This window comes from Nitrosomonas cryotolerans ATCC 49181, assembly GCF_900143275.1.
GTDB lineage: Bacteria > Pseudomonadota > Gammaproteobacteria > Burkholderiales > Nitrosomonadaceae > Nitrosomonas > Nitrosomonas cryotolerans.
Genome location: NZ_FSRO01000001.1, coordinates 665,731 through 692,376, shown reverse-complemented (window position 1 = coordinate 692,376; position 26,646 = coordinate 665,731). Strand labels below are relative to the sequence as shown.

Sequence of the window (26,646 nt, the reverse complement as noted above, 5' to 3'; positions counted from 1 at the left end):
CAAATTCCAATCAATGCTGCTCTAGATCAATATCCATTCCCAGCGATCGGATTTCCTTTACCAATACATTAAATGATTCCGGCATACCCGCATCAATTTTGTGATCGCCCTTAACAATACTTTCGTATACCTTCGTACGTCCTGCCACGTCATCAGATTTCACCGTCAACATTTCTTGTAAGGTATATGCAGCGCCATATGCTTCCAATGCCCATACTTCCATTTCACCAAAACGTTGACCACCAAACTGGGCCTTTCCACCAAGTGGCTGTTGCGTTACTAAACTGTATGGACCTGTCGACCGTGCATGCATCTTATCATCTACCAAATGATGTAATTTCAGCACATGCATATATCCAACCGTTACCGATCGATCGAATGCCTCCCCAGTTCTGCCATCATATAGTGTTATTTGACCAGATCTGGGTAATCCAGCCAGTTCCAGCATATCTTTGATTTCGTCCTCGGTAGCGCCATCAAATACGGGTGTCGCAAAAGGAACGCCTTCTGTTAAATTCTCAGCCAATATCATGACTTCATCATCGGAAAACGAAGAGATGGTCTCCTTCTTCCCACTACTATTATATATATTATCTAAATATCCCCTGAGCTCAGAAATATCGCGCTGAGCACGTAACATTTTATCAATCTGTTTACCCAGTCCTTTTGCCGCCCATCCCAAGTGAGCTTCTAGTATCTGTCCTACATTCATACGTGAAGGCACACCCAATGGATTCAGTACGACATCAACAGGTGTACCGTCATCCATATAGGGCATATCTTCTAATGGGACAATTTTTGAAATCACGCCTTTGTTACCGTGGCGACCCGCCATTTTATCGCCGGGCTGCAAACGCCGCTTAACCGCGATATAAACCTTCACCATTTTCTGTACGCCAGGTGCCAACTCATCGCCCTGCGTAAGCTTTTTCTTCTTCTCATCAAAAGCAACATCAAATGCTTTACGCTTCTGCGCCATACCCTCTCTGACTTTCTCTAGCTGCAAACTTGCCTCTTCATCGGATAAGCGAATATCAAACCAGTAATGAGGGTCAATACTCTTTAGATATTCCTTAGTGATAATGCTTCCTTTGGCTAATTTTTTAGGGCCACCCGTCACAATTTTATCCAACAATAGACGCTCAATACGCTCAAACGCATCAGCCTCCATAATTCTCATTTGATCAGCCAGATCCTTCTTATAACGATCTAACTCATCATCAATGATTTGCTGCGCTCGACTATCGCGCTCAATACCTTCACGAGTAAATACCTGTACATCTATTACTGTACCGGAGATACCTGACGGTACACGCAATGATGTATCCTTCACATCAGAAGCTTTCTCACCAAAAATTGCGCGTAACAATTTCTCTTCGGGCGTTAATTGTGTTTCGCCTTTTGGAGTGACTTTGCCAACCAGTACATCACCCGCTTCAACCTCTGCTCCGATGTAAACAATACCTGACTCATCTAATCGTCCAAGCTGTTGTTCTGATAAATTAGGAATATCAGCGGTAATCTCCTCTGTTCCAAGCTTAGTATCACGACTAACAACCGACAATTCCTCAATATGTATGGATGTAAAACGATCCTCAGCAACAACACGCTCCGAAATCAGGATTGAATCTTCAAAGTTATAGCCATTCCATGGCATAAATGCCACCAGCATATTCTGTCCCAGTGCAAGCTCGCCCATATCAGTAGAAGCACCATCTGCGATAACATCATCACGGTTAATTACATCTCCAATTTTTACCAGCGGCCGCTGATTAATATTTGTATTCTGATTAGAGCGTGTGTATTTAATGAGATTATATATATCCACACCTACTTCACCTGCCTGCGTTTCAGCATCATGCACACGAACTACAATACGGCCTGCATCGACATAATCGACTAAACCACCACGCACCGCCCGCACTGTCGTACCAGAGTGCAGTGCGACCACACGCTCAATCCCGGTTCCCACAAGTGGTTTCTCTGCCCGTAGACAAGGAACCGCTTGACGCTGCATATTTGATCCCATTAAGGCACGGTTAGCATCATCATGTTCCAAAAATGGAATCAAAGAAGCTGCCACTGAAACAATTTGTGCAGGCGCCACATCCACATACTCAATTCGATCTGGCGATGCTAATGTAAATTCATTTTTCTGGCGACAAGATACAATCTCACTTACAAATTTACCCTCGTGATCCAATTCTGCATTTGCCTGAGCAATCATATACTGACCTTCCTCAATAGCAGACAGGTAATCTATTTCATCAGCAACTTTGCAGTCTTTTACCCTGCTATATGGCGTTTCAATAAATCCATATTCATTTGTGCGGGCATATAAAGCGAGTGAATTAATGAGACCAATATTCGGACCTTCAGGTGTTTCGATTGGACAGACACGTCCATAATGCGTTGGATGCACATCTCGCACTTCAAAACCAGCGCGCTCCCGTGTTAGACCACCCGGCCCTAAAGCTGAGATGCGGCGTTTATGGGTAATTTCAGAAAGCGGATTTGTTTGATCCATAAATTGTGACAGCTGACTAGAGCCAAAAAATTCGCGCGCGGCAGCTGATACAGGTTTAGCATTAATCAAATCATGTGGCATCAGATTCTCTGATTCCGCCTGGCTTAAACGTTCTTTAACCGCACGTTCAACACGCACTAACCCAGACCGAAATTGATTCTCCGCAAGCTCACCTACAGAACGTACACGTCGATTCCCCAAATGATCAATATCATCAATCTCTCCGCGACCATTACGCAGTTCTACCAGAATCTTGATAACGGCAATAATATCTTCATTTGATAAAGTAGCAGAACCCGTCAATTCCGTTCTACCGACGCGACGATTAAATTTCATCCGTCCCACTACGGACAGATCGTAACGTTCGGGAGAATAGAATAATCCGCCAAACAACGCCTTTACCGCTTCTTCAGTAGGTGGCTCCCCAGGGCGCATCATGCGATAAATTGCAACCTGTGCAGTCATTTCATCAATCGTCTCATCGATTCTTAAAGTCTGAGAAATAAATGCGCCATGATTCAGGTCATTCACGTACAGTGTATTAATTTTCTTTATGCCCGCTTCGCGTAACTTGGCAAGTGTCAAATCAGTGATTTCATCATTAACTTGAGCAAGAATCTCACCGGTTTCTTTATCTATTACATTATGCGCAAGTATTCGACCCAATAAAAAGTCTTCCGGCACAATAAGCCGTTCAATCGCGGCTTGTTGTAATTCTCGAGTATGCTTAGCTGTAATACGCTTATCTTTCTGGACAATAATTTTTCCGCTTTTATTCGTGATATCAAAGCTCGCTACTTCCCCACGTAAGCGCTCTGGGATCAATTCAAACTGAATACCTTTATCCGAAAAATAAAAACAATCAAAAATAAAAAATTCGGAGAGAATTTGCTCTGAAGTAATGCCTATGGCTTTTAACAAGGTAGTCACCGGCATCTTTCTACGTCGATCAATTCGGAAAAAGAGACAGTCCTTCGCATCAAATTCAAAATCAAGCCATGAACCACGATAAGGTATAATCCTGGCTGAAAATAGCAATTTACCAGAGGAATGGGTTTTACCACGATCATGTTCAAAAAACACACCAGGAGAGCGATGTAACTGCGATACGATCACTCGCTCGGTGCCATTTATCACAAATGATCCAGCATCCGTCATGAGAGGAATTTCTCCCATATAGACTTCCTGTTCCTTCACTTCCTTCACCGCTGGCTTGGAAGTTTCTTTTTCCATAATGGTAAGTCTTACTTTGGCGCGCAACGGAGAAGCATAAGTCAGTCCCCGCTGTTGACATTCTTTAACATCAAATGCGGGTGTACCAAGCTCATAACTGATAAAATCCAGACGTGCGTTCTTAGAATGACTCTCAATTGGGAAGATTGAACTAAAAGCAGCTTGCAGGCCCTGATTTTTGCGCTTACTAGGTACTGTTTTTTCTTGTAAAAAAGCAGCATATGACTCGAGCTGAGTAGCGAGAAGAAAGGGAATTGGCAAAACGCTCGCGCGCTTTGCAAAACTTTTACGAATACGTTTTTTCTCGGTGAACGAATAGCTCATGAAATTTCTCCGGGAGAAGAAGACAGAGGATAGATGGATTGATGCAAAATATAATTGTTAAAACTGTGTGTCTGGTATCTTTAATAATTCAATAAACAACAGAAATACCATAGGACATCGAAGGCTGGTAGCTTTAAGTACGCTCACCAGCCTTCGATTCTATCAATAGCAGATTATTTAACTTCGCAAGTAGCGCCTGCTTCTGTTAATTGTTTTTGAATCGCTTCAGCATCCTCTTTCGCGATGCCTTCCTTCACGGCTTTAGGGGCACCGTCAACTAAATCTTTGGCTTCTTTTAACCCTAACCCTGTCACGGCTCTAACTACTTTAATGACATTAACCTTGCTTGCGCCTGCTGCAGTCAATACTACAGTAAACTCAGTCTGTTCAGCTGCTGCCGCTGCTGCTGGTGCAGCCACGGCAACTGCAGCAGTTGCTGCTGCTGACACACCAAACTTATCTTCCATTTCTTTAATTAACTGCGAAAGCTCTAATACAGTCATGTTTGCTATTGAATCTAGTATTTCATCTTTAGATACAGCCATTATTTTCTCCTGGTAAATTTCTTTTGGTTTTAGATACGAGCAATCAAATGTAAGCTATAGGAATTATTTCTTATCGCGCACAATGGCCAAACCTCGTACAAATCTGGTTGGCACCTCATTAAGAGTCTGAACGAATTTAGTAATCGGCGCTTGCATTGTACCCAACAATTTAGATAACAATTCATCTCGACTGGGTAATGCTGCTAACGTGGCCACGTCTTCACTAGACATAACCTTTCCACCCATCGCGCCTACCTTTATTACAAGTTTTTCGTTTGTTTTAGCAAACTCATGAAGTATTTTTGCTGCCGCCACGGGATCACTTCCGATACTATAAACAAGCGGCCCCACCATATGTTTTGTGAGCCCTGCAAATGGTGTATCCGTGACTGCGCGACGTACTAATGAGTTTTTCAGTACGCGAAAGTATATTCCTGACTGACGTGTTCTAGCTCTAAGTTGTGTCATCTGACCAACTTCTAACCCCCGATACTCAGCAATAATCATAGCTTCAGCTTTAGCCACCTGCGCGCCAACTTCTGCTACTATTGCTTTTTTCTCTTCAAGATTAAGACTCAAGGTTCATTCTCCATCAGTTAATATAGTACTTAACTACGAAACCAACAATTATTATCGTAACTCAGATACTACGAACCGGCGACCTTAAACCAGGAAATAAATCTATTCCCGTTCTGGGTACACCATCTACGCTGGGCGCTAACTGAAATTCATAGATAGTACTAATAAATTTCCTCGCTATTTTGCATCACAGTTCAGCGATTAAGTATTAATACCTAAACAATAGGCCAGCAAATAATTTTTGAATTCCCTCATCAATCATTTTGCAATGTTTATTTTTAATACCCCAGCGATCTTTGATAATCTGCCGAATTGTTTGTAAAGAATTCGGCAGCCCAAAGTCTTTTATTGCTGTATGAGACTAGCTTGATCTACCCGTACCCCTATCCCCATGGTGCTCGAAATAGATATTCGCCTAAGATAAACTCCTTTCGACGCGGCTGGCTTAGATTTATTAAGTGCATCTATCAGCGCTAGTATGTTTTGTTTTAATGCATCGACACTAAATGAAGCACGTCCAATAGTGCAATGAATGATACCCGCCTTATCCGCGCGATATTGCACTTGGCCCGCTTTTGCGTTTCTTACCGCGCCTGCAACATCGACAGTCACTGTACCTACTTTTGGATTTGGCATTAGACTACGTGGTCCTAATATTTGACCCAGCTGACCTACAACCCGCATTGCATCAGGACTTGCAATCGCTATATCGAAATTTATATTTCCAGCTTTAATTTGCTCTGCCAAATCCTCAAATCCAACAATATCCGCACCTGCCTCAAGCGCTTCTTTAGCTTTTTCGCCCTGTGCAAATACAGCAACGCGAACTGATTTCCCTGTACCTGCGGGCAATACAACTGAACCACGCACAGCTTGATCCGATTTTTTCGCATCAATACCTAGATTAACAGCGACATCAACTGACTCGTCAAATTTAGCTGTAGCTGTTTCCTTAATTCTTGCAAGCGCATCAGTTAGTAAATATACTTTATTACGATCGATATCTTTTGCGATTGTTTTGTATCGAGTTGATGAACGTGCCATGTTATATACCCTCTACTTCAATACCCATACTTCTCGCACTTCCGGCAATTGTACGTATCGCCGCATCCATATCTGCCGCTGTTAAATCCGGCATTTTCATTTTAGCAATCTCTTCCGCTTGACTTTTTGTCAATTTTCCAACCTTATCGACATGTGGCTTAGCACTACCTCGAGTCACTCCTACCGCTTTTTTGATCAGCACTGAGGCAGGTGTTGTTTTCATGACAAAAGTAAAACTTTTGTCTGCATAGGCAGTAATCACTACCGGTACCGGCAATCCAGCTTCCATTTTTTGAGTTGCCGCATTAAATGCCTTGCAAAACTCCATGATATTAAGCTGGCGCTGCCCTAACGCAGGACCTATCGGCGGACTCGGATTTGCCTTACCTGCCGGCACTTGCAATTTGATGTAACCAATTATTTTTTTTGCCACAACCAATCTCCTCTTGTTGGGTGCAAACGAAAACGTTAACGTTCTCTCCCCTATTAATAACTTAATAAATTTATTGAGTCAGATTTGTTAAATTAGATTGTTACTTCTTCTATTTATGATTTTTCTACCTGATTAAAGTCTAGCTCTACAGGAGTGGGACGACCAAAGATAGAAACAGATACCCTGATTTTACTTTTATCATAATTCACATCTTCAACATTGCCATGAAAGTCTGTGAATGGGCCTTCCTTAACTCGCACTGCCTCACCTGCTTCAAAAAGGACCTTAGGCTTCGGTTTTTCTACACCTTCTTGAATCTGACGCAATATATTTTCTACTTCTTTCTGGCTTATCGGCGTTGGTTTCATTACCGTGCCCCCGACAAACCCAGTCACCTTGTTAGTATTTTTTACTAAATGCCAAGTCTCATCCGACATTTCCATCTCAACCAACATATAACCAGGGTAAAATTTTCTTTCGCTAATACTTTTCTGACCACTCTTCATTTCAATTACTTCTTCTACCGGCACAAGTAATTGACCGAATTTTTCCTGCATTTCTGCTCGATTAATACGTTCTTGCAATGCACGTTGTACGCTTTTTTCAAAACCTGAATAAACGTGAACCACGAACCATTTCTTGCTCATGCTTTCCTCTGGGCCATCTGATCAGTACTCCTGATCCATCATTAACTTAACCGCTGATAATAGACCCGCATCTATTAACCACAAAAATAAGGCCATTGCCACAACAAAAGCAAATACAACACCAGAAGTTTGAATTGTCTCCTTACGACTAGGCCACACTACTTTCTTAGTTTCTTCAGATGATTCTTTACAAAACGCATAAAATTGCCTTCCCTGAGTAGTAAACAAAGCTATTGCTGCCGCCAATAAAAACCCCATTAACACAGAAATCACACGAATTACCATGGCACTATCGGCCAAGTAATAGAATCCGGCAACACCCGTTATCATTAATATAAATGCAAGCCCAAGCTTAAAATTGTTCACGTTACTACTCCACCTCAATACTTTCTAGTAAATTAGAAATTGTAAAACCTGATTTACACTCACATTCAATACTAAATCAATGCAATATGCGTATCCACAGATGACATACACACCTATTTTGCTCTACAAAACTCTTCTGCCTGTCAAATTAAATTCTCTGCATGTCGCATGCATTTTAAATCCGCAACACCGATTCAATGTGCCATTTATTGAATATAAAATTTCATATCACTGCATTCGCTCATACCGCTGTCCAAGGCACGAGTTATTTTCCTAATGTTAATGCTTGAAGCATTACACGTATTTTACAACCGCTAGCTGGTTTTATTTAATTCGTATAGTATGAGACAGCTCTAGTCTTGTAAATAAATGGCAGGCCAGGAGGGCATCGAACCCCCAACCTTCGGTTTTGGAGACCGACGCTCTGCCAATTGAGCTACTGGCCTTTATTACTAGAAAATTAGAACTCGGGGAAGCCTTTCGCTTATCACCCAAGAAACACATATCTCCAAGCTCTTTCATATAAAAAACTATTCAATAACTTTAGCAACTACGCCTGCGCCAACTGTTCTACCGCCTTCACGAATAGCAAAACGCAACCCATCTTCCATTGCAATTGGCGCTATCAGATTCACTGTTACCGAGACATTATCGCCCGGCATGACCATTTCAGTTCCAGACGGCAATTCTATCGCACCAGTTACATCCGTGGTACGAAAATAAAATTGAGGGCGATACCCTGGAAAAAATGGAGTATGCCGCCCCCCTTCTTCCTTACTAAGCACATAGATCTCAGCAGTAAATTTAGTATGTGGCGCAATACTTCCTGGTTTAGCCAGAACTTGCCCCCGCTCAACATCTTCACGCTTGGTTCCGCGCAATAATACTCCGACATTATCGCCCGCTTGGCCCTGATCCAATAACTTCCGGAACATTTCTACACCCGTACACACCGTCTTTAGTGTAGGTTTTAATCCAACAATCTCTATTTCCTCACCGACCTTAATAATACCACGCTCGACACGTCCTGTTACAACCGTTCCACGTCCAGAGATTGAGAAAACATCTTCCACTGGCATAATAAACGCGCCATCGATTGCACGCTCTGGATTTGGTATATAACTATCCAATGCCTCTGCCAGCTTCAATATAGACGGCTCGCCAATCTCACTTTGATCACCTTCAATGGCCTTTAATGCCGACCCTATAATAATCGGCGTATCGTCACCAGGAAAATCATATTTGGATAGCAGCTCACGTACCTCCATTTCCACCAGCTCTAATAGCTCGGCGTCATCGACCATGTCTGCCTTATTCATATAAACAATAATATAAGGCACCCCCACCTGGCGGGCTAACAATATATGTTCACGCGTTTGCGGCATCGGGCCATCAGCAGCCGACACCACTAATATCGCCCCATCCATCTGTGCCGCACCTGTAATCATATTCTTAACGTAATCAGCATGACCTGGGCAATCTACATGCGCATAATGACGATTATCTGTTTCATATTCCACATGCGAGGTATTGATAGTAATCCCGCGCGAACGCTCTTCAGGGGCCGAATCAATCTGCGCATAGCTTTTCGCTTCACCACCAAACTTCTTCGTCAATATTGTTGTAATCGCTGCTGTCAGCGTAGTTTTACCATGATCCACGTGACCTATCGTGCCCACGTTAACGTGCGGCTTTGATCGCTCAAACTTGCTTTTTGCCATGATCTACTCCCTTCTTAGAGTGCTTTTATCATTTTAGTTTTACCGATTGGAGCCCATGGCCAGAATTGAACTGGCGACCTCTCCCTTACCAAGGGAGTGCTCTACCACTGAGCTACATGGGCAAGTATCACTGCCACTCAAATCTTCAATTACCTATACAACTTACCTGGAGCGGGTGAAGGGAATCGAACCCTCATCGTAAGCTTGGAAGGCTTCTGCTCTACCATTGAGCTACACCCGCGTTTCTATGTGGCTTACAGAGCAGAGAAAAGCACCCGCATCTCAAGCGACTTCATCCCTAATCCAACGCGCCTTATTGCTTTATTATTTATCTTACCTTGTTGTTTTCTGTCGCTGCTATATTCTTTTTTTATTTACTGTTACTAACTCGCAAATTAGTTTGGTGGAGGGAGAAGGATTCGAACCTTCGAAGGCTAAGCCGTCAGATTTACAGTCTGATCCCTTTGACCGCTCGGGAACCCCTCCAAACGAGAAACCATCGATTATGAATATAATATATTCACAAGTCAATATAGATTTAAAATATGTTTATATATACTCATGACCTGAGCCTCAAATCTGGCAGCCTGCCACATATATATAATTAAACGCAACCAGCAGAAACAAAAAGCACCAAAATAAACATCGGACCACTTAAGTAGCCAGCATATGTTAGAAATTACCAACAATCACAGCTAACCACTTACTAAAACCTTATGACAGATTCAGCCTACCAGAAAGGAAGATGATCAGCTAAATAGGCATCAGCTTCTTATTTTACTGGAGATCTTTGCAAAACCCCAATGACTGAAAAATTAATTTTTTATAATCAATAATCGAAATTTCTGGCGAGGGTTTTTGCAAAAGCCTCTACTGGTATTCTATAACAACACACAAAGATCGCCACGCCACCATACCAGATATTTCCGGCTTTTAGATACGAAATGACTATTTAAAAACCCGTGCACTTTCGGATAAAGGTACTATTAGATTACAGCAAAAATAAAATATTTTCATTCACTTGGTAACAGAGCGCCCACCACACAGCCGCATAGTACACCTGTTCTGATTACATAATCCACAAAACAAATTCATTCCAGGCCATACGATTAATTCACTGACCAATATAAATATTCACTTCAAATAATAACCATAAGCACACAAGAATAAATCTCTAGCTGCCCTGTCTCTTATGGTTCACAGAAAAAGAAAGTAGCAGTCAGCTAAAATATCACTCAGAATCATGATTTAACCCAAATTTTCCATTAGGAGAATTTCCTAATGGAAGCCATTAGAAAAACCTATTGAATACATTTGGAATTCTCTAAATTATGGTTGCTTTAATTTGCAAGTTTTTCTTCCTGATTGTTTTGATGTAGGCTATTCATTCCATTAGTTTTTCGTTATTGGGAAATTCCTAATGGAAAATCTGGGTTTAATACCCCTTACCTTTTTTACCAAGCCTCACAAATAAATAAACTCCAGATCAAAACCACCCATAGAAATTTAATATTTTTTCAAGTATAATCTATAGCTGTTTCCACGTACGGGCACGATAAATTTCTTGCCCAATTAATCCGAATCTGCCCAGCATCCAAGGAGTCTCCTGTGCCACAACGCCCGAATGCCATCCTTGCACTTGCTGATGGCACCGTTTTTCGCGGCATATCCATCGGTATAGAAGGCACCAGTAAAGGGGAGATTGCGTTTAATACCGCAATGACTGGTTATCAAGAAATATTGACTGACCCCTCTTATTGCCAGCAAATTATTACTCTTACTTATCCTCATATTGGAAATACCGGTATTAATCTCGATGATTACGAATCTGGTAATATCAAAAAAGTATTTGCGGCGGGGTTAGTTATTCGCGACATACCTTTAGCTTCAAGTAATTGGCGCCAAACTCAAACATTACCCGAGTTCCTTAGAGAACAAAATGTCGTAGCAATAGCTGACATTGACACTCGCAAGCTCACCCGGATTCTACGAGAGAAAGGTGTTCAATCGGGCTGTATTATGGCAGGACAAATTGACGAAGCCGCAGCACTGCAACACGCCATGGAATTTCCAGGCCTCAATGGTATGGATCTTGCTCAGAACGTTAGTTGCGATCATTTTTATGAATGGAATAAAGGAGAATGGACGCTTGATCACGGCCATCAAATTCAGAAAAATTCGCGCTACCGAGTAGCGGCATTTGATTTCGGTATTAAACGTAATATTTTGCACAAGCTAGCACAACGGGGGTGTCAGGTAACCATATATCCCGCAAAAACTTCTGCTGATGACATCCTTGCTTCGCAGCCTGATGGAATATTTCTTTCCAATGGGCCTGGAGATCCCGAAGCATGTAATTATGCGATTTCCACGACCAGAAGACTGCTTGAAAAGGAGATACCTGTTTTTGGTATTTGCCTGGGACATCAGCTATTAGGATTAGCAGTCGGTGCGCGCACCCGTAAAATGAAATTTGGTCACCATGGCGCAAATCATCCGGTACAGGATGTGCGTAATGGACGCGTGATTATTACCAGCCAAAATCATGGTTTTTCCGTAGATGCGGATACACTACCAGATAATGCACGTATTACACATATATCGTTATTCGATGGCAGTCTGCAGGGATTTGAGTTACTTGACAAGCCGGCATTTTGTTTCCAAGGCCATCCTGAGGCTAGCCCGGGACCGCATGAAGCTGATTATTTATTTGATCGATTCATTGAAATGATGAATCAATCAAAAAGTTAAGCCATAAAAAATATACTCAAAAATTTCCAATACTCTCCTAAATCTCGTCCGGTTAGAAAATTATGCCTAAACGTACCGACATAAACTCCATTCTGATCATCGGTGCTGGACCGATTGTTATCGGTCAGGCGTGTGAATTTGATTATTCCGGCGTGCAGGCCTGCAAGGCATTGCGTGAGGAAGGCTATCGCATTATTCTAGTTAATTCCAATCCTGCCACTATCATGACTGACCCAGAAATGGCTGATGCAACCTATATCGAGCCAATCACCTGGAACATGGTAGAAAAGATTATTGCTATCGAACGCCCTGAAGCACTACTACCAACAATGGGTGGACAAACAGCACTTAACTGTGCCCTGGATCTTGCCAAACATGGCGTATTAAAAAAATATGGGGTTGAGCTGATTGGTGCATCACGTGAGGCGATAGATAAAGCTGAGGATCGTGAGAAATTTAAGCAAGCGATGTCTCGAATCGGACTTAATTCAGCCCGTTCCACGGTTGCACATAGCCTGGAAGAAGCTTTACAGGTTCAAGCCATGGTGGGCTATCCGGTGGTCATCCGTCCTTCGTTCACTATGGGTGGCAGCGGAGGAGGAATTGCCTACAATCGTGAGGAATTTCTAGACATATGTGAGCGTGGACTGGATGCATCGCCTACTAAAGAATTATTAATTGAAGAATCGGTTATCGGCTGGAAAGAATTTGAGATGGAGGTTGTCCGTGACAAGCAGGATAACTGCATCATTGTCTGCACCATCGAAAATCTTGATGCTATGGGGGTTCATACTGGTGACTCCATTACTGTTGCGCCAGCACAGACATTAACTGACAAAGAATTTCAACTGATGCGTAATGCCTCAATTGCAGTATTGCGCGAGATTGGCGTAGAAACCGGGGGAGCAAACGTCCAATTTGCCATCAATCCTGCGGATGGACGCATGCTGGTAATTGAGATGAATCCGCGTGTATCACGTTCTTCCGCATTGGCCTCTAAAGCAACCGGTTTTCCGATTGCCAAAATAGCCGCCAAGCTGGCCATTGGCTACACACTCAATGAGCTGGGGAACGATATTACTGGAGGCATCACACCCGCATCATTTGAACCAACCATAGATTATGTTGTTACAAAAATACCTCGCTTTGCTTTTGAGAAATTTCCACAAGCGAATGATCGCCTGACCACACAAATGAAATCAGTAGGTGAGGTTATGGCTATTGGACGAACTTTCCAAGAGTCATTTCAAAAAGCCTTAAGGGGATTAGAAACAGGCGTCGATGGCCTGGATGAAAAATCAGATAATATCGAGGTGATTAAGGCCGAATTAAGCAATCCTGGACCAGAACGTATCTGGTATGTAGCGGATGCTTTTCGTTGCAACATAGCAATAGATGAAGTTTATAGCCTCACCCGTATTGATCACTGGTTTCTTGCGCAAATTGAAGATCTCGTAAAGCAAGAGGCAGCATTAATTGGCCAAACCCTCCAGACACTTGGTCAACATACATTACGTAAATTAAAGCGCAGCGGTTTTTCTGACCGGCGATTAGCTACGCTATTAAACACAGGACAAACGGAGATTCGCACTAAGCGCCATCAGTTGAACCTACATCCCGTATACAAACGCGTCGATACCTGTGCAGCTGAATTTGCTACTCATACTGCCTACATGTATTCGACTTATGAAGACGAATGCGAAGCACTCCCTACTAACAAAAAGAAAATTATGGTGTTAGGTGGTGGCCCTAACCGTATTGGTCAAGGTATTGAGTTTGATTACTGCTGTGTTCATGCCGCACTCGCCTTGCGTGAAGACGGTTTCGAAACCATCATGGTTAATTGCAATCCAGAAACCGTTTCGACCGACTATGATACCTCTGACCGTTTATACTTTGAGCCATTGACTTTAGAGGATGTACTAGAAATCGTTACAGTAGAAAAACCATTTGGTGTTATCGTGCAATATGGGGGTCAGACTCCATTGAAACTTGCTCGCGACCTTGAGGCAAATGGTGTGCCTATTATTGGTACCAGTCCCGATATGATTGATTGCGCTGAAGACCGTGAGCGCTTTCAGAAAATGCTGCAGCGGCTCAAACTGAAGCAACCGCCTAATCGCACCGCACGTAATCCGGAAGCTGCCCTTGCCGCAGCCAATGAAATTGGCTACCCACTAGTAGTACGGCCTAGCTATGTACTCGGTGGTCGCGCCATGGAAATTGTGCATGAACAAAGTGATCTGGAGCGCTATATGCGCGAAGCTGTTAAAGTATCCAATGACTCGCCTGTACTCCTTGATCATTTTCTCAATAATGCCACAGAAGTTGATATTGATGCGATTTATGATGGCGAGACCGTGCTAATCGGCGGCATAATGGAACATATTGAACAAGCTGGCGTACACTCGGGTGACTCAGCCTGCTCGCTTCCCCCCTTTAATCTGTTACCTGCTATGCGAGATGAATTGCGCCGACAAACCAGGGAATTGGCGCGCGCATTAAAAGTAGTCGGATTAATGAACATACAATTTGCTATCCAGGATAATACCGTATACGTACTTGAGGTAAATCCCAGAGCATCACGTACGGTGCCCTTTGTATCTAAAGCCACGGGGCTACAATTAGCAAAGATTTCAGCACGCTGTATGGCTGGCATGACACTGGCAGATCAGGGTATAACGCAAGAGGTTTCCCCTTCTTATTATTCAGTAAAAGAGGCCGTGTTCCCCTTTATTAAACTAACGGGTGTTGATACGATACTAGGTCCCGAAATGAAATCCACTGGTGAAGTCATGGGGGTAGGACGCACTTTTGCTGAAGCATTTGTTAAATCACAATTAGCTACGGGTATTCGTTTACCTACTTCTGGAAAGATTTTCATTAGCGTTCGTGATACTGATAAATTGGAGGCCATAGAAATTGCCCGCAATCTTGCAGAGCTTGGTTTCACCCTTTATGCTACACGAGGCACGGCTGCATCTATGACACATGCGGGACTGGATGTAATTGCTATCAATAAGGTAGCAGAAGGACGTCCGCATATCGTGGACATGATTAAAAATGGTGAAATCAGCCTAATTATCAATACAGTAAACAATAAACGCAGCGCAATACGTGATTCTTATTCAATTCGCCATGCCGCATTGCAAGCAAGAGTAACTTACTATACAACATTGGCCGGTGCACGAGCCGCTTGTGTTGGTATGACTAATATGCAGGAATTGCAGGCTTATAATCTGCAAAAACTACATTCCTAGAAAACAGCAAAACTTTCTCCAAATATTACGAAATAAAATAAAGATGAAGAGTAAAAATATGCCATGAGTACAATTCCATTAACCGTAGCTGGCGCGGAAGATCTGCGCAATGAATTACACGAAATGAAAACGGTACATCGTCCTGCAGTAATTGCAGCGATAGCTGAAGCACGTGCACACGGGGATCTTTCTGAGAATGCCGAATATGATGCAGCTAAGGAAAAACAAGGGTTTATTGAAGGACGCATTGCTGAACTGGAAAGCAAGCTTTCCAGTGCGCAGATTATCAATCCTGCATTAATTAATGCGGATGGTGCTTGTGTATTTGGTGCGACCGTTGAGCTAGAAGACTTACAAAGTGGTGATACAGTCACCTACCAAATCGTAGGCGATGATGAGGCCAATATAAAGAAAGGAAAAGTTTCTATCAGCTCTCCCATTTCTCGTGCCTTGATTGGCAAGTATTCGGGTGACGTTGCAGAAGTCCATGCCCCGGGTGGCATTCGGGAGTATGAAATTCTGGATGTAAAATACATATAAGCTACTGTGTACATTAAAGGCAACAATCAGGTTTGAAAACTACGCTTTGTACGACGTAATTTGTTCTTTTTCCTATAAACAGGCACAATATCTGTTTTCTCTATTTCTTCTGGCCTGGGACGATAAATGACAAATACCTTACCTATATGCTGCACAGGTGCAGCATTAAGTTGCTGACAGATTGCTTCAAGCAATGTTTCCCTCGCACTTCGATCGCCGATCAGTGCTTTGACTTTAATTAACTCGTGACTTAATAACATTCGATCCAGCTCATCAATAACTGCGGTTGATAATCCAATCTTTCCTATCATAACAACCGGATTGATAGCATGGGCTAATGCAACAAGCTCGCGACGACGTGTAATGGTTAGCGTTAACATAAAATTTATTAAAAAATCTGATTCTACTCGATGAAGCCTGCCAAAACCAGTAAAGCATGGATGAAAGAGCATGTAAATGATTTTTTTGTTAAACAAGCAAAAAAAGAGGGCTATCGATCACGTGCCGCCTACAAACTACTTGACATTTCGGAACGTGATCATTTACTGAAATCCGGTATGACGGTAGTTGATCTCGGTGCTGCGCCCGGCAGTTGGTCTCAGGTAGTCACAAAAAAAATAGGTAATCGAGGCCAAGTGATTGCATTAGATATTTTAGATATGGTGCCGCTACCAGGTGTAGTTTTTATCCAGGGAGATTTCAGAGAAGAAAGTATTTTGATTGAATTGGAAAGAAATTTAAAAGAACGTCAACTTGATCTTGTAATTTCAGATATGTCCCCCAATTTAAGCGGTATCGTAATAAGTGATCAGGCACGTAGCATGCACTTAGCAGAGCTCGCCTTAGCATTTTCTATGCAGCATTTGAACTACGGCGGAAGTTTTCTTGTCAAAGTATTTCAAGGTCGTGGTTTTGAAGATTATTTAAGTAATATGCGAAAAGGATTCAACAAAGTACTGGTAAGAAAACCAAAGGCCTCTCGTGACCGTAGTAATGAATTATATTTATTGGGAACTGGCAAAAAAGATCTGATCACTGAATTTTAAAATATATGGCCTGTGGCATGGGAAAGTTTCAAACAGAATCATCCGTTTTAATGCAAGTATACATAACCCATTCTGTTATAAATTACAAAATGGGGTTAGAATGACGCATCAAGCAAGTTAAGGTGCAAACCAAGGACAAGGAGCTATTTTGAATAATCTAATTAAAAATATGGCCATTTGGCTAGTGATTGCACTAGTACTGATGACAGTATTTAATCAGTTCAGCGTACGTCAGCCCGCACAGGTACCAATGGAATATTCTCAATTCATTAATGAATTGAAGCAAGGTAGGATTGCGAAGGTGGTTATTGAAGGTCGTACATTACGAGGCACTAAGTCCGATGGTCGACGCTTTACTACCTACGCCCCTTCTGATCCCTGGATGGTAAGTGATTTACTTAAATCTGGCGTCGCTATTGAAGCAAAACCGGAAGAAGAGCCATCCATGCTGATGAGTATTTTCGTCTCATGGTTCCCCATGCTTCTACTGATTGGGGTATGGATTTTCTTTATGCGCCAAATGCAAGGTGGCGGACGTAGTGGTGGCGCATTTTCGTTTGGCAAAAGTAAAGCGCGTATGCTGGATAAAGCAGCCAACCCAGTCACATTTAATGACGTTGCAGGCTGCGAAGAAGCTAAGGAAGAGGTCTCGGAACTTGTAGAATTCTTGCGTGACCCAACCAAATTTCAGAAATTAGGTGGACGTATTCCGCGCGGGGTATTAATGGTTGGTAACCCTGGAACCGGAAAAACACTCTTAGCTCGTGCCATTGCTGGCGAAGCTCAAGTTCCATTTTTCAGTATTTCTGGATCTGATTTTGTCGAAATGTTTGTCGGTGTAGGTGCATCAAGAGTTCGAGACATGTTCGAACAAGCTAAAAAGCATGCACCTTGCATTATTTTTATTGATGAAATTGATGCAGTAGGTCGTCAGCGCGGTGCCGGATTAGGCGGTGGCAACGATGAGCGCGAACAAACGCTCAATCAGTTGCTGGTAGAAATGGATGGTTTTGAAGGTGCTGCCGGGGTAATTGTGATTGCAGCAACCAACCGTCCAGATGTCCTTGATCCTGCGTTGCTACGTCCTGGACGTTTTGACCGACAGGTAACAGTGCCACTTCCTGATATACGTGGGCGCGAACAGATACTCCATGTACATATGCGCAAGGTACCACTTTCACCTAATGTTAAAGCAGATATTCTGGCACGCGGAACACCTGGTATGTCGGGTGCTGATTTAGCCAACTTAGTCAACGAAGCCGCCTTATTCGCTGCACGTAGTGATAAGAGACTGGTGGATATGGACGACTTTGAACGTGCTAAGGATAAAATATTTATGGGTGCTGAACGACGTTCTGTTGTGATGCCGGAACGTGAGCGCCGTAATACTGCCTACCACGAATCAGGGCATGCCGTAGTAGCACAACTTCTACCCAGGACCGATCCGGTGCACAAAGTGACCATTATTCCACGTGGCCGGGCATTGGGTGTAACCATGCAATTGCCCACTGAAGATCGTTTCAGTATGGATCGTGAAGAAATCCTACAAAGCATTGCCGTAATGTTTGGTGGACGCATTGCTGAAGAGGTATTTATGAAGCAGATGACTACGGGAGCTTCTAACGACTTTGAACGCGCAACAGATATGGCGCGACGCATGGTTACTCAATGGGGAATGTCAGACTCTCTTGGTACCATGGTATATGGTGAAAATGAGGGCGAAGTTTTTCTGGGTCGCTCGGTGACTACTCATAAAAATGTCAGTGAAGCCACCATGCAAAAGGTTGATGCTGAGATTCGACGAATTGTCGATGAACAATATACCTTGGCGCGGAAATTAATTGAGGAAAATAAAGATAAAATAGAAGCAATGACTAAAGCTTTATTGGAATGGGAAACGATTAACAGCGATCAGATTAAAGACATCATGGAAGGTCGTCCTCCACGCCCACCTGAGCCCGTATCAACATCAACGCCACCTAAGGATGATGCTCCTCCTCCGGAGGCAGCAGCAACTGATGCGGCGCCGCAGGAAATAGCAAAAGAAACAGATTAATCAAGAAGTATAAAAACAGGATACGAGATAACTAAGTATATTCTTCGTATCCTGTTTTTTTTCCTCTTCCTCCAGCTTTCTCTTCTTTATCGTGTCTTTACTACGGCTAACTAAATTTTTCTCCTCTGGCCGCCCACTCATCATGGGAGTCATCAACATCACGCCCGACTCTTTCTCGGATGGGGGACGCTATGTTTCCACCAAACAAGCCATTATCCATGCAAAATGTTTAATTGAAGAAGGAGCAGATATACTCGACATCGGTGGCGAATCAACCCGTCCAGGTAGCCAATCCATCACCGTAGCAGAGGAACTCAGTCGTGTTATTCCTGTAATAGAGGCGCTTACTGGAACAGATATACCAATTTCGATCGATACCTCCAAACCCGAGGTAATGAAACATGCAATAGAATCCGGTGTTTCCATGATAAACGATATCAATGCGCTGCGTACACCGGGTGCAGTAGAAGCGATTGCCCAAACTAATGTATTCATTAGTCTCATGCACATGCAGGGTCAGCCTCACAGTATGCAAAAAGATCCTCAATATACACATGTTGTAACAGAAGTCATGAATTTTCTGCGACAACGCCTGAGCGTAGTACAAAACGCCGGCATCTCACGCGATCGGTTACTCATCGATCCAGGTTTTGGGTTTGGTAAATCACTACAACATAATCTTGAATTACTGCGCCATCTTGATGATTTTATGAGCATCGGAGTCCCTATTCTGGTTGGATTATCACGTAAATCTATGTTAGGCGCCATTACCGGCAATGAGGTAGGTCAGCGTATTCATGAAAGTGTTGCCGCCGCCTTGCTAGCCGTAATCAAAGGTGCCAAAATTGTGCGTGTACATGATGTCAAAGCAACTAGAGCGGCACTTGCTGTGTATACTGCATTGAATGATTGATATGTAAACAGCTGGTAGGTATGCTTCGTCTGTGTTTTTATTTATCTCCTATTCACTATTTATAGATTTCCCAAATTGGCTAAAAAATATTTTGGTACAGACGGTATACGAGGTCGCGTAGGGAAAGAACCTATAACGCCAGAATTTATCATGCATCTTGGCTATTCTGCGGGCAAAGTGTTGATCGCATCTGATTGGCATTTAATAAAAGGAGAGCGGCCCACTGTCCTGATCGGAAAAGACACCCGCGTATCCGGCTATCTGCTGGAATCAGCATTAGAGGCTGGACTATCTGCGGCTGGAGTGGATGTACTTTTGTCTGGGCCCATGCCTACTCCAGCAATCGCTTATCTTATCCGCGCACTACGGCTACAGGCAGGAATTGTAATTTCAGCTTCGCACAATCTATTCGAAGATAATGGTATCAAGTTCTTTTCTGCTGAAGGCAGCAAGCTACCTGATGCAATGGAACAAAAAATTGAAGCCGGACTAAGCGCGCCCATACAGATCGAATCCTCTGCACAGCTTGGTAAAGTACAGCGCCTTAAAGATGCGACAGGACGTTATATCGAATTCTGTAAAAGCTCTTTCCCTTACCATCTTGATCTGCGTGGCTTACGTATTGTGGTTGATTGCGCCAATGGAGCAGCATATCACATAGCAGGACATGTACTACACGAGTTAGGAGCAGACGTAATCACTATCGGAGCACAACCCGATGGTCTGAATATTAATCATGAATGTGGCGCTACATATAGCGCAACACTACAAAAAGCGGTCAAATCACATCATGCTGATCTCGGTATCGCACTTGATGGTGACGGCGATCGTGTAATCATGGTCGATAGTGAAGGTACGCCTTATGACGGTGATCAGCTAATCTATATTATTGCCAGACACCGACAGCAGAAAGATCTGCTCAAAGGTGGAATAGTCGGCACCCTAATGACTAACCTTGCCATAGAAAATAGTTTCAGAGAATTAGATATCCCCTTTCTCCGTAGCAATGTTGGCGACCGCTATGTATTAGAATTACTGCAAGAAAAAAACTGGCAATTAGGGGGTGAAAGCTCCGGGCACATTATCTGTATCGATAAGCATACCACAGGTGACGGTATTATTTCTGCTTTACAGGTCCTATATGCGCTACGTGATACCGGCAAGACATTGGCTGAATCAGTGCGTGACATTACACTTTATCCACAATGTCTCATCAATGTAAAAATTCCGGGGAAATTTAACTTTCGTATGAGTCAAGCCATCACTACCATCCAAAAAGAAGCCGAAAGTGATCTTAGTGTCAATGGGCGTGTACTGTTACGTGCATCAGGCACCGAGCCTCTGATACGCGTTATGGTAGAAGGGAAATTAAAACAGAAAGTTAACTATTGGGCAGAACAAATAGCCAATACCGTACAAAATGCCAGCGTAACAGAATAAAAACAAAGCAATTATATTCAATAAACATTAACAGGTTATATTGTTGCTATTTTCTTTATTTTATAACCTGATTAAAGCAGTAACTTAAGCGGGCTTTTTTACCACTACTCTCATCAGGCACTCTATAACTAATAATTCGATTGTCACAATTCTGTAATACTTTTGACTTACCATACCTATTTCAAAAAATGTACAAAGACACTTTTATACTAGATAGCTACTGCATCCTATAACAATTTGGAGAATAAAAATGTTAAATTTAATAAGCCCCAGAATATATGTTGTAGCAATCATCATACTTGGAATATGGTTTAGCATTAGTACTACGAATGCCAGCCCAATCATTAAAATTGATGGCTCCAGTACTGTCTATCCAATTACAGAAGCGGTCGCGGAAGACTTTCAAATAGCCAAGCGCGGCGCCATTAGGGTTACGGTTGGCATTTCTGGAACCGGTGGTGGTTTCAAGAAATTCTGCCGAGATGAAATAGATATTGTGAATGCTTCACGGGCAATTACAAAGTTAGAAATGGATACGTGCAAAGCTGCAGGCATACACTATATTGAAATGCCCATAGCATTTGATGCACTAACCATAGCAGTTAATCCTAAAAATTTGTGGAGTCAAAGCATTACTATTCAAGAATTAAAGAAAATCTGGGAGCCGGCTGCTCAGGGTAAAATTAGCCACTGGAACCAAGTAAATCAAGCGTGGCCTGATAAACGGATTAAACTCTTTGGCCCCGGTGCGGACTCTGGTACATTTGAATATTTCACTGAAGCGGTCGTCGGTAAACCTAAGTCCAGTCGTGGTGATTATACTGCCTCTGAAGATGACAACGTACTGGTGCAAGGCGTTGCAAGCGACATGTATGCTTTAGGTTTCTTTGGTTTTGCCTACTACATTGAAAACCAGAAAAAAATTCGCGCTGTCGCGGTAGACGGCGGTAAAGGTGGTGTCCTTCCTTCCGCTAAATCAGTAGAGGATGGCAGTTATCAGCCTTTATCCCGACCCATTTTTATCTATGTTAATGCCAAGTCTACAAAAAAACCGGAAATTAAAGAATTTATAAAATATTATATGGATAATGCGCCTGCACTCGTCACGGAAGTAAAATACTTTCCCCTGCCAACTGAGATATATCATCTCAATATTGAGCATCTTAACAAACAAAAAACAGGCACGGTATTTAATGGCCAATCTGAAATAGGCGTCCAGATTAATGAAGTGCTCAAACGAGAGAGTCGTTTCTAGAAAATTCTCCAGAATTAAAACTCGAACTGACTATCTTTTTACTATGAGCTAAATCTGACTAACGTGAATCAATATCTGCTTTTGGAGGACGACGTTCCTATACTGAAGCTTGTAGCAAAACTTTAATTTGGGGATAAATGGACTTCTTGCCTATTTTTATCAATATCAAGAACCAGAACTGCTTGGTCGTTGGTGGTGGAGAAGTTGCAGCTCGTAAAGTTACACTTTTGCTACAAGCAAATGCACACGTTATTGTTGTTTCACCTGAACTGGATGAAAAATTAAATGCACAATTAAACCAGGGTAATATTACGCATCGCGCAGAATATTTTCATCCAGAGCACCTTGCGAATGTTATCTTAGTCATCGCAGCCACCAATGATCGTGCGACCAATCAACTGGTTTCAGAATCTGCAAAAATACTACGTATCCCCGTAAATGTAGTCGATAATCCAGATTTGTGCTCATTTATCATGCCGTCAATTGTCGATCGTTCGCCATTGCTGATTGCTGTATCCAGTAGCGGCAAATCACCTGTACTAGCAAGATTGCTACGTGCACATCTGGAAACGATAATACCGGAAGCATATGGCCGCTTAGTCAACTATGCTGCTCAGTTTCGGGAACAGGTAAAACAACATTTTTCTCATCCACAAAAACGACGCTTATTCTGGGAGAAACATTTACAAGGGTCATTTTCTGAAATGGTACTCGCTGGAAAGGACCAAGCAGCCAAAAACTATCTCGCGAATGCATTGCAAGGCGAGATAGACGATATCCCACCAGGAGAAGTTTATCTGGTCGGTGCAGGACCTGGGAACCCGGATCTACTTACTTTTCGCGCCATGCGTTTAATGCAACAAGCAGATGTAGTCGTTTATGATCGTCTCGTTTCACCTGCGATCCTCAACATGGTACGTCGGGACGCATCCCGTATTTATGCGGGAAAAGAACGCAATAAGCATACGATACCTCAAGAATCCATTAATAACTTACTCGTACGGTTAGCCAAAGAAGGTAAGCGCGTATTAAGACTCAAAGGGGGCGATCCTTTTATTTTTGGTCGTGGTGGTGAAGAAATTGAAACTTTAACTGATCATCATATTCCATTCCAAGTCGTACCAGGCATTACAGCTGCCTCAGGTGTTGCTGCTTATGCCGGCATTCCACTCACCCACAGAGACTATGCACAATCATGCATCTTCGTAACCGGTCACCTAAAAAACGACAGTATCAATCTGGATTGGCCTACGCTGGCTCGGCCACAGCAGACGATCGTAATTTACATGGGATCACTCGGGTTGCCCGTTTTGTGTCAGCAATTGATATCCCATGGATTACCCGACACAATGCCTGCTGCTATTATTCAGCAAGGAACAACCCAAAAACAAAAGATCATCATTGGATCGCTCAAAACACTTCCCGACCTCACAGCCGCTGCTAACCTAACTCCCCCCACGCTTATAATCGTAGGTGAGGTCGTCAAATTGCACCCCAAACTTACCTGGTTCCAGCCAATAGAAAATACGTCTCAGTCAAGCACATCACCATCAAACTAATTCGTACTACACCATCAAATTGTTACCTAATATGTGATCGTTATAAAACCTGACCAGGCGATACTGACTCTCAGCACTCAGACGCTGTTACATCGCACCCGTTTAACTGATCGAGGCTTTTACAAAAGTCTCAAAGGGTTAATTTTTCAACTATTGGGGTTTTGCAAAGGCCTCTGATCGTCGAAATAGTGCTCTGAAATAGGTCACGAAATCCTAGTGAACGGAGCTAGGTTTCACAGTTAAGCACATAGGCGATATTTGCAAAAAACATTTAAGAAATACATCAATCCTGATCGAGCAAAGCAGCCTATCTTTATTAAATCTGAAACGATAGTAGAATTTGACTCGATATACCCCAGATTGAATCAAAGGTTCTAATTCTGGTATCAATAAATTTTCTAACTAGCTGAGAGCACCTGGGACAATACGTCCAATTTGGAGATCATTATGGAAGCATTCAATCAAGCCTGGCTCACACTCAAACTCGGTGGGGTAATTATTCTGCCGCTATCTTTACTGGCGATCATCGCTTTAACAATTATGCTTGAAAAAGCATTTCTTTATTGGCGCTTCGCTCGCCTGTCTCATGATTTATTGAATCTTGTTGAGACTTATGGCTTTAAATGGGAAGATCTGGAAAAAATACTGTCGGGACTGGATAAACGCCATTATTATAAGCGGTTCTTTGAGGTAGTCATCTCCAACCGACATCGACCATCATGGTGGACCGAATCTCGTGCCGCTGATGAAGCCCAGTTAATTGAAGCAGCACTCGCTCGGAGACTATGGGTACTAGAGACCATCGTCACAGCCGCACCCTTGCTCGGGCTAGTCGGGACGGTTCTTGGCATGATGCGTGCTTTCCAAATAATTGGCAGTGATGGCATTGTAAATCCTACGGTGGTAACCGGCGGCGTCGCTGAGGCACTCATTGCAACAGTAGTGGGCTTACTGATCGCATTGATTGCATTATTTGGCTTTAATTACTTTTCTCGTCTGGAATCACAAACAATGGATGAAATGGAGCGCTTGGGAACACGACTCATTGATCATATCCGTTTGGATCAGCAGGATGATAACCATGAAACTGCGTAAATCCAGAATGGCTCGCAAGGGCCGAATCGAAATTATTCCTATGATTGATGTCATGTTCTTCCTGCTGGCAACGTTTATTCTTGCTTCATTATCCATGCAGCATCTCGACTCATTACCGGTCAACCTGCCACAAGGAAAAGCTGAAAAACTCAGTACCGACACGCCGGTAACATTGACACTGACAAGCGATAGCAAAATATTTATTAACCGGACATCCGTCACATTAGAAACGCTGGCCGCCACGCTCAAGCCATTACTCCACGATTCACAACAGCAACTAATCGTATCCGCAGATAATGAAGCGCCACAAGGTATTGTAGTGCAGGCAATGTTACAAGCGCGAGCCGCCGGCGCCCAGCAATTCTTAATTGCGGTGCAACATAAATAATCTGAATAATATGCGCAGCTCTAGATCAGTAGAAATTCATTTCTGGTGGCCATTACCACTGGCTGTGCTTGTCTGGCTGACCATAATATGGGGATTTGGATTTTTTCTAACATCACCAAAGATAGAAATTGCAACTCCACCGCCAATCGAAGCGCGTTTTGTTGAATTACCGGAATCAAAGCTAGCAGAAAAGCCCGCATTACCTCCTCGCAAAAACCCTCAAATTCAACCCCAGGTTAAACCGGAAAGTATCAAAAAAATAAAACCAAAACAGCCTCTACTTAAACAAAATCAGGCAAAGATGGAAACCCCGCTCAACCCGCCACCCACCCCCAATCAGAAAAAAGCGAAAATTCAGGCCCCATCCAATCCACCATCCGAATCCAATTCGGCAACACCGCCTACAGATTTAACCGACTACATTAATCAGGCCCGGGCACGGCGCCGTACAGCCGGAATTTTTGATGATCCTGAAAAGACCAATCCTGTTGCCTCCAAGCCTTCACCTTCAGAAGATGAAATTAGAATGGCTAATATCAGGCGCAATCTCCAAACGCCTGGTACCAATGGCATATTTCATATTATTAGAATGGGGCCGCGGACTGCCGAATTTTCATTCCGCGCCTGGACGACAAGCATGAGCACCCCCCGGCTTGAGCTCATTCAAGTTGATGCGGGAGCAGGCGGCGACGTCGAACGCGCAATTATTCGCAGGATGATTCAGTTGATTCGCCAATATCACCAAGGTGATTTTAATTGGGAATCACAACGACTCAACAGCATCATTGTGCTATCTGCACGTGTAAAAGATAATTCAGGACTAGAAGACTTTCTAATGCGTGAATTTTTTGGCCGGCATACCATATCGCACGGCCGATAGATAATGAGACTGTCTCGTAATATAGGATTCACCCATTTTTTTAC

General features: G+C 43.0%; 21 protein-coding genes and 4 tRNA genes. 12 read left to right on the top strand and 13 right to left on the bottom strand.

The window, feature by feature from the left end; genetic code table 11:
* Window positions 1–10: 10 nt before the first annotated feature.
* From rpoB to BUQ89_RS02995, 12 genes are all read right to left on the bottom strand, one after another.
* Entirely contained in the window at window positions 11–4,084 is a 4,074-nt protein-coding gene (gene rpoB / locus BUQ89_RS03050; protein ID WP_028461885.1) for a DNA-directed RNA polymerase subunit beta, read from the bottom strand.
* Between the two features lie 173 nt (window positions 4,085–4,257).
* A complete protein-coding gene (rplL, locus tag BUQ89_RS03045; protein WP_028461886.1) occupies window positions 4,258–4,629 on the bottom strand; it encodes a 50S ribosomal protein L7/L12 in 372 nt (123 codons plus the stop codon).
* Window positions 4,630–4,692: 63 nt separating this feature from the next.
* Window positions 4,693–5,208: a 50S ribosomal protein L10 gene (gene rplJ / locus BUQ89_RS03040; protein WP_028461887.1), complete on the bottom strand. Its 516-nt coding sequence runs from the start codon at window positions 5,206–5,208 to the stop codon at window positions 4,693–4,695.
* Window positions 5,209–5,553: 345 nt separating this feature from the next.
* Window positions 5,554–6,252, bottom strand: a complete 699-nt coding sequence (gene rplA, locus BUQ89_RS03035) for a 50S ribosomal protein L1 (protein ID WP_028461888.1) — start codon at window positions 6,250–6,252, stop codon at window positions 5,554–5,556.
* Between the two features lies 1 nt (window position 6,253).
* Complete coding sequence (gene rplK / locus BUQ89_RS03030) at window positions 6,254–6,685, bottom strand: 50S ribosomal protein L11 (protein ID WP_028461889.1); 432 nt, start codon at window positions 6,683–6,685, stop codon at window positions 6,254–6,256.
* A gap of 113 nt (window positions 6,686–6,798) precedes the next feature.
* Window positions 6,799–7,332, bottom strand: a complete 534-nt coding sequence (gene nusG, locus BUQ89_RS03025) for a transcription termination/antitermination protein NusG (RefSeq protein ID WP_028461890.1) — start codon at window positions 7,330–7,332, stop codon at window positions 6,799–6,801.
* Between the two features lie 21 nt (window positions 7,333–7,353).
* The gene (gene secE, locus BUQ89_RS03020) at window positions 7,354–7,698 is read right to left on the bottom strand and encodes a preprotein translocase subunit SecE (protein WP_028461891.1); all 345 of its coding nucleotides are present in this window, start codon (window positions 7,696–7,698) and stop codon (window positions 7,354–7,356) included.
* Between the two features lie 370 nt (window positions 7,699–8,068).
* Window positions 8,069–8,144, bottom strand: a tRNA-Trp gene (locus BUQ89_RS03015).
* An 84-nt stretch (window positions 8,145–8,228) separates the two neighbouring features.
* On the bottom strand, window positions 8,229–9,419 hold the full coding sequence (gene tuf, locus BUQ89_RS03010; protein WP_028461892.1) for an elongation factor Tu: 1,191 nt from the start codon (window positions 9,417–9,419) through the stop codon (window positions 8,229–8,231).
* Between the two features lie 47 nt (window positions 9,420–9,466).
* A tRNA-Thr gene (locus BUQ89_RS03005) sits at window positions 9,467–9,541 on the bottom strand.
* A 45-nt stretch (window positions 9,542–9,586) separates the two neighbouring features.
* Window positions 9,587–9,660 (bottom strand) — tRNA-Gly (locus tag BUQ89_RS03000).
* A 160-nt stretch (window positions 9,661–9,820) separates the two neighbouring features.
* Window positions 9,821–9,905, bottom strand: a tRNA-Tyr gene (locus BUQ89_RS02995).
* A gap of 1,122 nt (window positions 9,906–11,027) precedes the next feature.
* Here BUQ89_RS02995 and carA point away from each other — a divergent pair.
* The 3 genes from carA to greA all read left to right on the top strand — a co-directional run bounded on the left by carA (window position 11,028) and on the right by greA (window position 15,970).
* Window positions 11,028–12,170, top strand: coding sequence for a glutamine-hydrolyzing carbamoyl-phosphate synthase small subunit (carA, locus tag BUQ89_RS02990; protein ID WP_028461893.1), 1,143 nt, complete (start codon window positions 11,028–11,030; stop codon window positions 12,168–12,170).
* A gap of 62 nt (window positions 12,171–12,232) precedes the next feature.
* Window positions 12,233–15,430: a carbamoyl-phosphate synthase large subunit gene (gene carB / locus BUQ89_RS02985; RefSeq protein WP_028461894.1), complete on the top strand. Its 3,198-nt coding sequence runs from the start codon at window positions 12,233–12,235 to the stop codon at window positions 15,428–15,430.
* Between the two features lie 63 nt (window positions 15,431–15,493).
* Window positions 15,494–15,970, top strand: a complete 477-nt coding sequence (gene greA / locus BUQ89_RS02980; RefSeq protein WP_028461895.1) for a transcription elongation factor GreA — start codon at window positions 15,494–15,496, stop codon at window positions 15,968–15,970.
* Window positions 15,971–15,996: 26 nt separating this feature from the next.
* Here greA and BUQ89_RS02975 read toward each other — a convergent pair whose 3' ends face one another.
* Window positions 15,997–16,350 carry a YhbY family RNA-binding protein gene (locus tag BUQ89_RS02975; protein ID WP_036573372.1) on the bottom strand — a complete coding sequence of 118 codons (354 nt, stop codon included), beginning with the start codon at window positions 16,348–16,350 and terminating at the stop codon, window positions 15,997–15,999.
* A 30-nt stretch (window positions 16,351–16,380) separates the two neighbouring features.
* Between BUQ89_RS02975 and BUQ89_RS02970 the strand changes: the two genes are divergently transcribed.
* The 9 genes from BUQ89_RS02970 (at window position 16,381) to BUQ89_RS02930 (ending at window position 26,602) form a co-directional block, all read left to right on the top strand.
* Entirely contained in the window at window positions 16,381–17,016 is a 636-nt protein-coding gene (locus tag BUQ89_RS02970; RefSeq protein ID WP_028461896.1) for an RlmE family RNA methyltransferase, read from the top strand.
* A 148-nt stretch (window positions 17,017–17,164) separates the two neighbouring features.
* Window positions 17,165–19,072 carry an ATP-dependent zinc metalloprotease FtsH gene (ftsH, locus tag BUQ89_RS02965; protein ID WP_028461897.1) on the top strand — a complete coding sequence of 636 codons (1,908 nt, stop codon included), beginning with the start codon at window positions 17,165–17,167 and terminating at the stop codon, window positions 19,070–19,072.
* A gap of 142 nt (window positions 19,073–19,214) precedes the next feature.
* Window positions 19,215–19,985, top strand: a complete 771-nt coding sequence (gene folP / locus BUQ89_RS02960) for a dihydropteroate synthase (RefSeq protein WP_051537631.1) — start codon at window positions 19,215–19,217, stop codon at window positions 19,983–19,985.
* A 75-nt stretch (window positions 19,986–20,060) separates the two neighbouring features.
* Entirely contained in the window at window positions 20,061–21,425 is a 1,365-nt protein-coding gene (gene glmM / locus BUQ89_RS02955) for a phosphoglucosamine mutase (RefSeq protein WP_028461899.1), read from the top strand.
* 250 nt (window positions 21,426–21,675) lie between these two features.
* Complete coding sequence (locus BUQ89_RS02950) at window positions 21,676–22,680, top strand: PstS family phosphate ABC transporter substrate-binding protein (protein WP_028461900.1); 1,005 nt, start codon at window positions 21,676–21,678, stop codon at window positions 22,678–22,680.
* A gap of 137 nt (window positions 22,681–22,817) precedes the next feature.
* Entirely contained in the window at window positions 22,818–24,239 is a 1,422-nt protein-coding gene (gene cysG, locus BUQ89_RS02945) for a siroheme synthase CysG (RefSeq protein ID WP_028461901.1), read from the top strand.
* A 447-nt stretch (window positions 24,240–24,686) separates the two neighbouring features.
* Window positions 24,687–25,334 (top strand): MotA/TolQ/ExbB proton channel family protein, encoded by a 648-nt coding sequence (locus BUQ89_RS02940; protein WP_036573378.1) that lies wholly within the window; start codon window positions 24,687–24,689, stop codon window positions 25,332–25,334.
* Entirely contained in the window at window positions 25,321–25,722 is a 402-nt protein-coding gene (locus BUQ89_RS02935; RefSeq protein ID WP_028461903.1) for an ExbD/TolR family protein, read from the top strand. Before BUQ89_RS02940 ends, BUQ89_RS02935 begins: the two co-directional genes overlap by 14 nt.
* 10 nt (window positions 25,723–25,732) lie before the next feature.
* On the top strand, window positions 25,733–26,602 hold the full coding sequence (locus tag BUQ89_RS02930) for a hypothetical protein (protein WP_028461904.1): 870 nt from the start codon (window positions 25,733–25,735) through the stop codon (window positions 26,600–26,602).
* Window positions 26,603–26,646 lie beyond the last annotated feature (44 nt).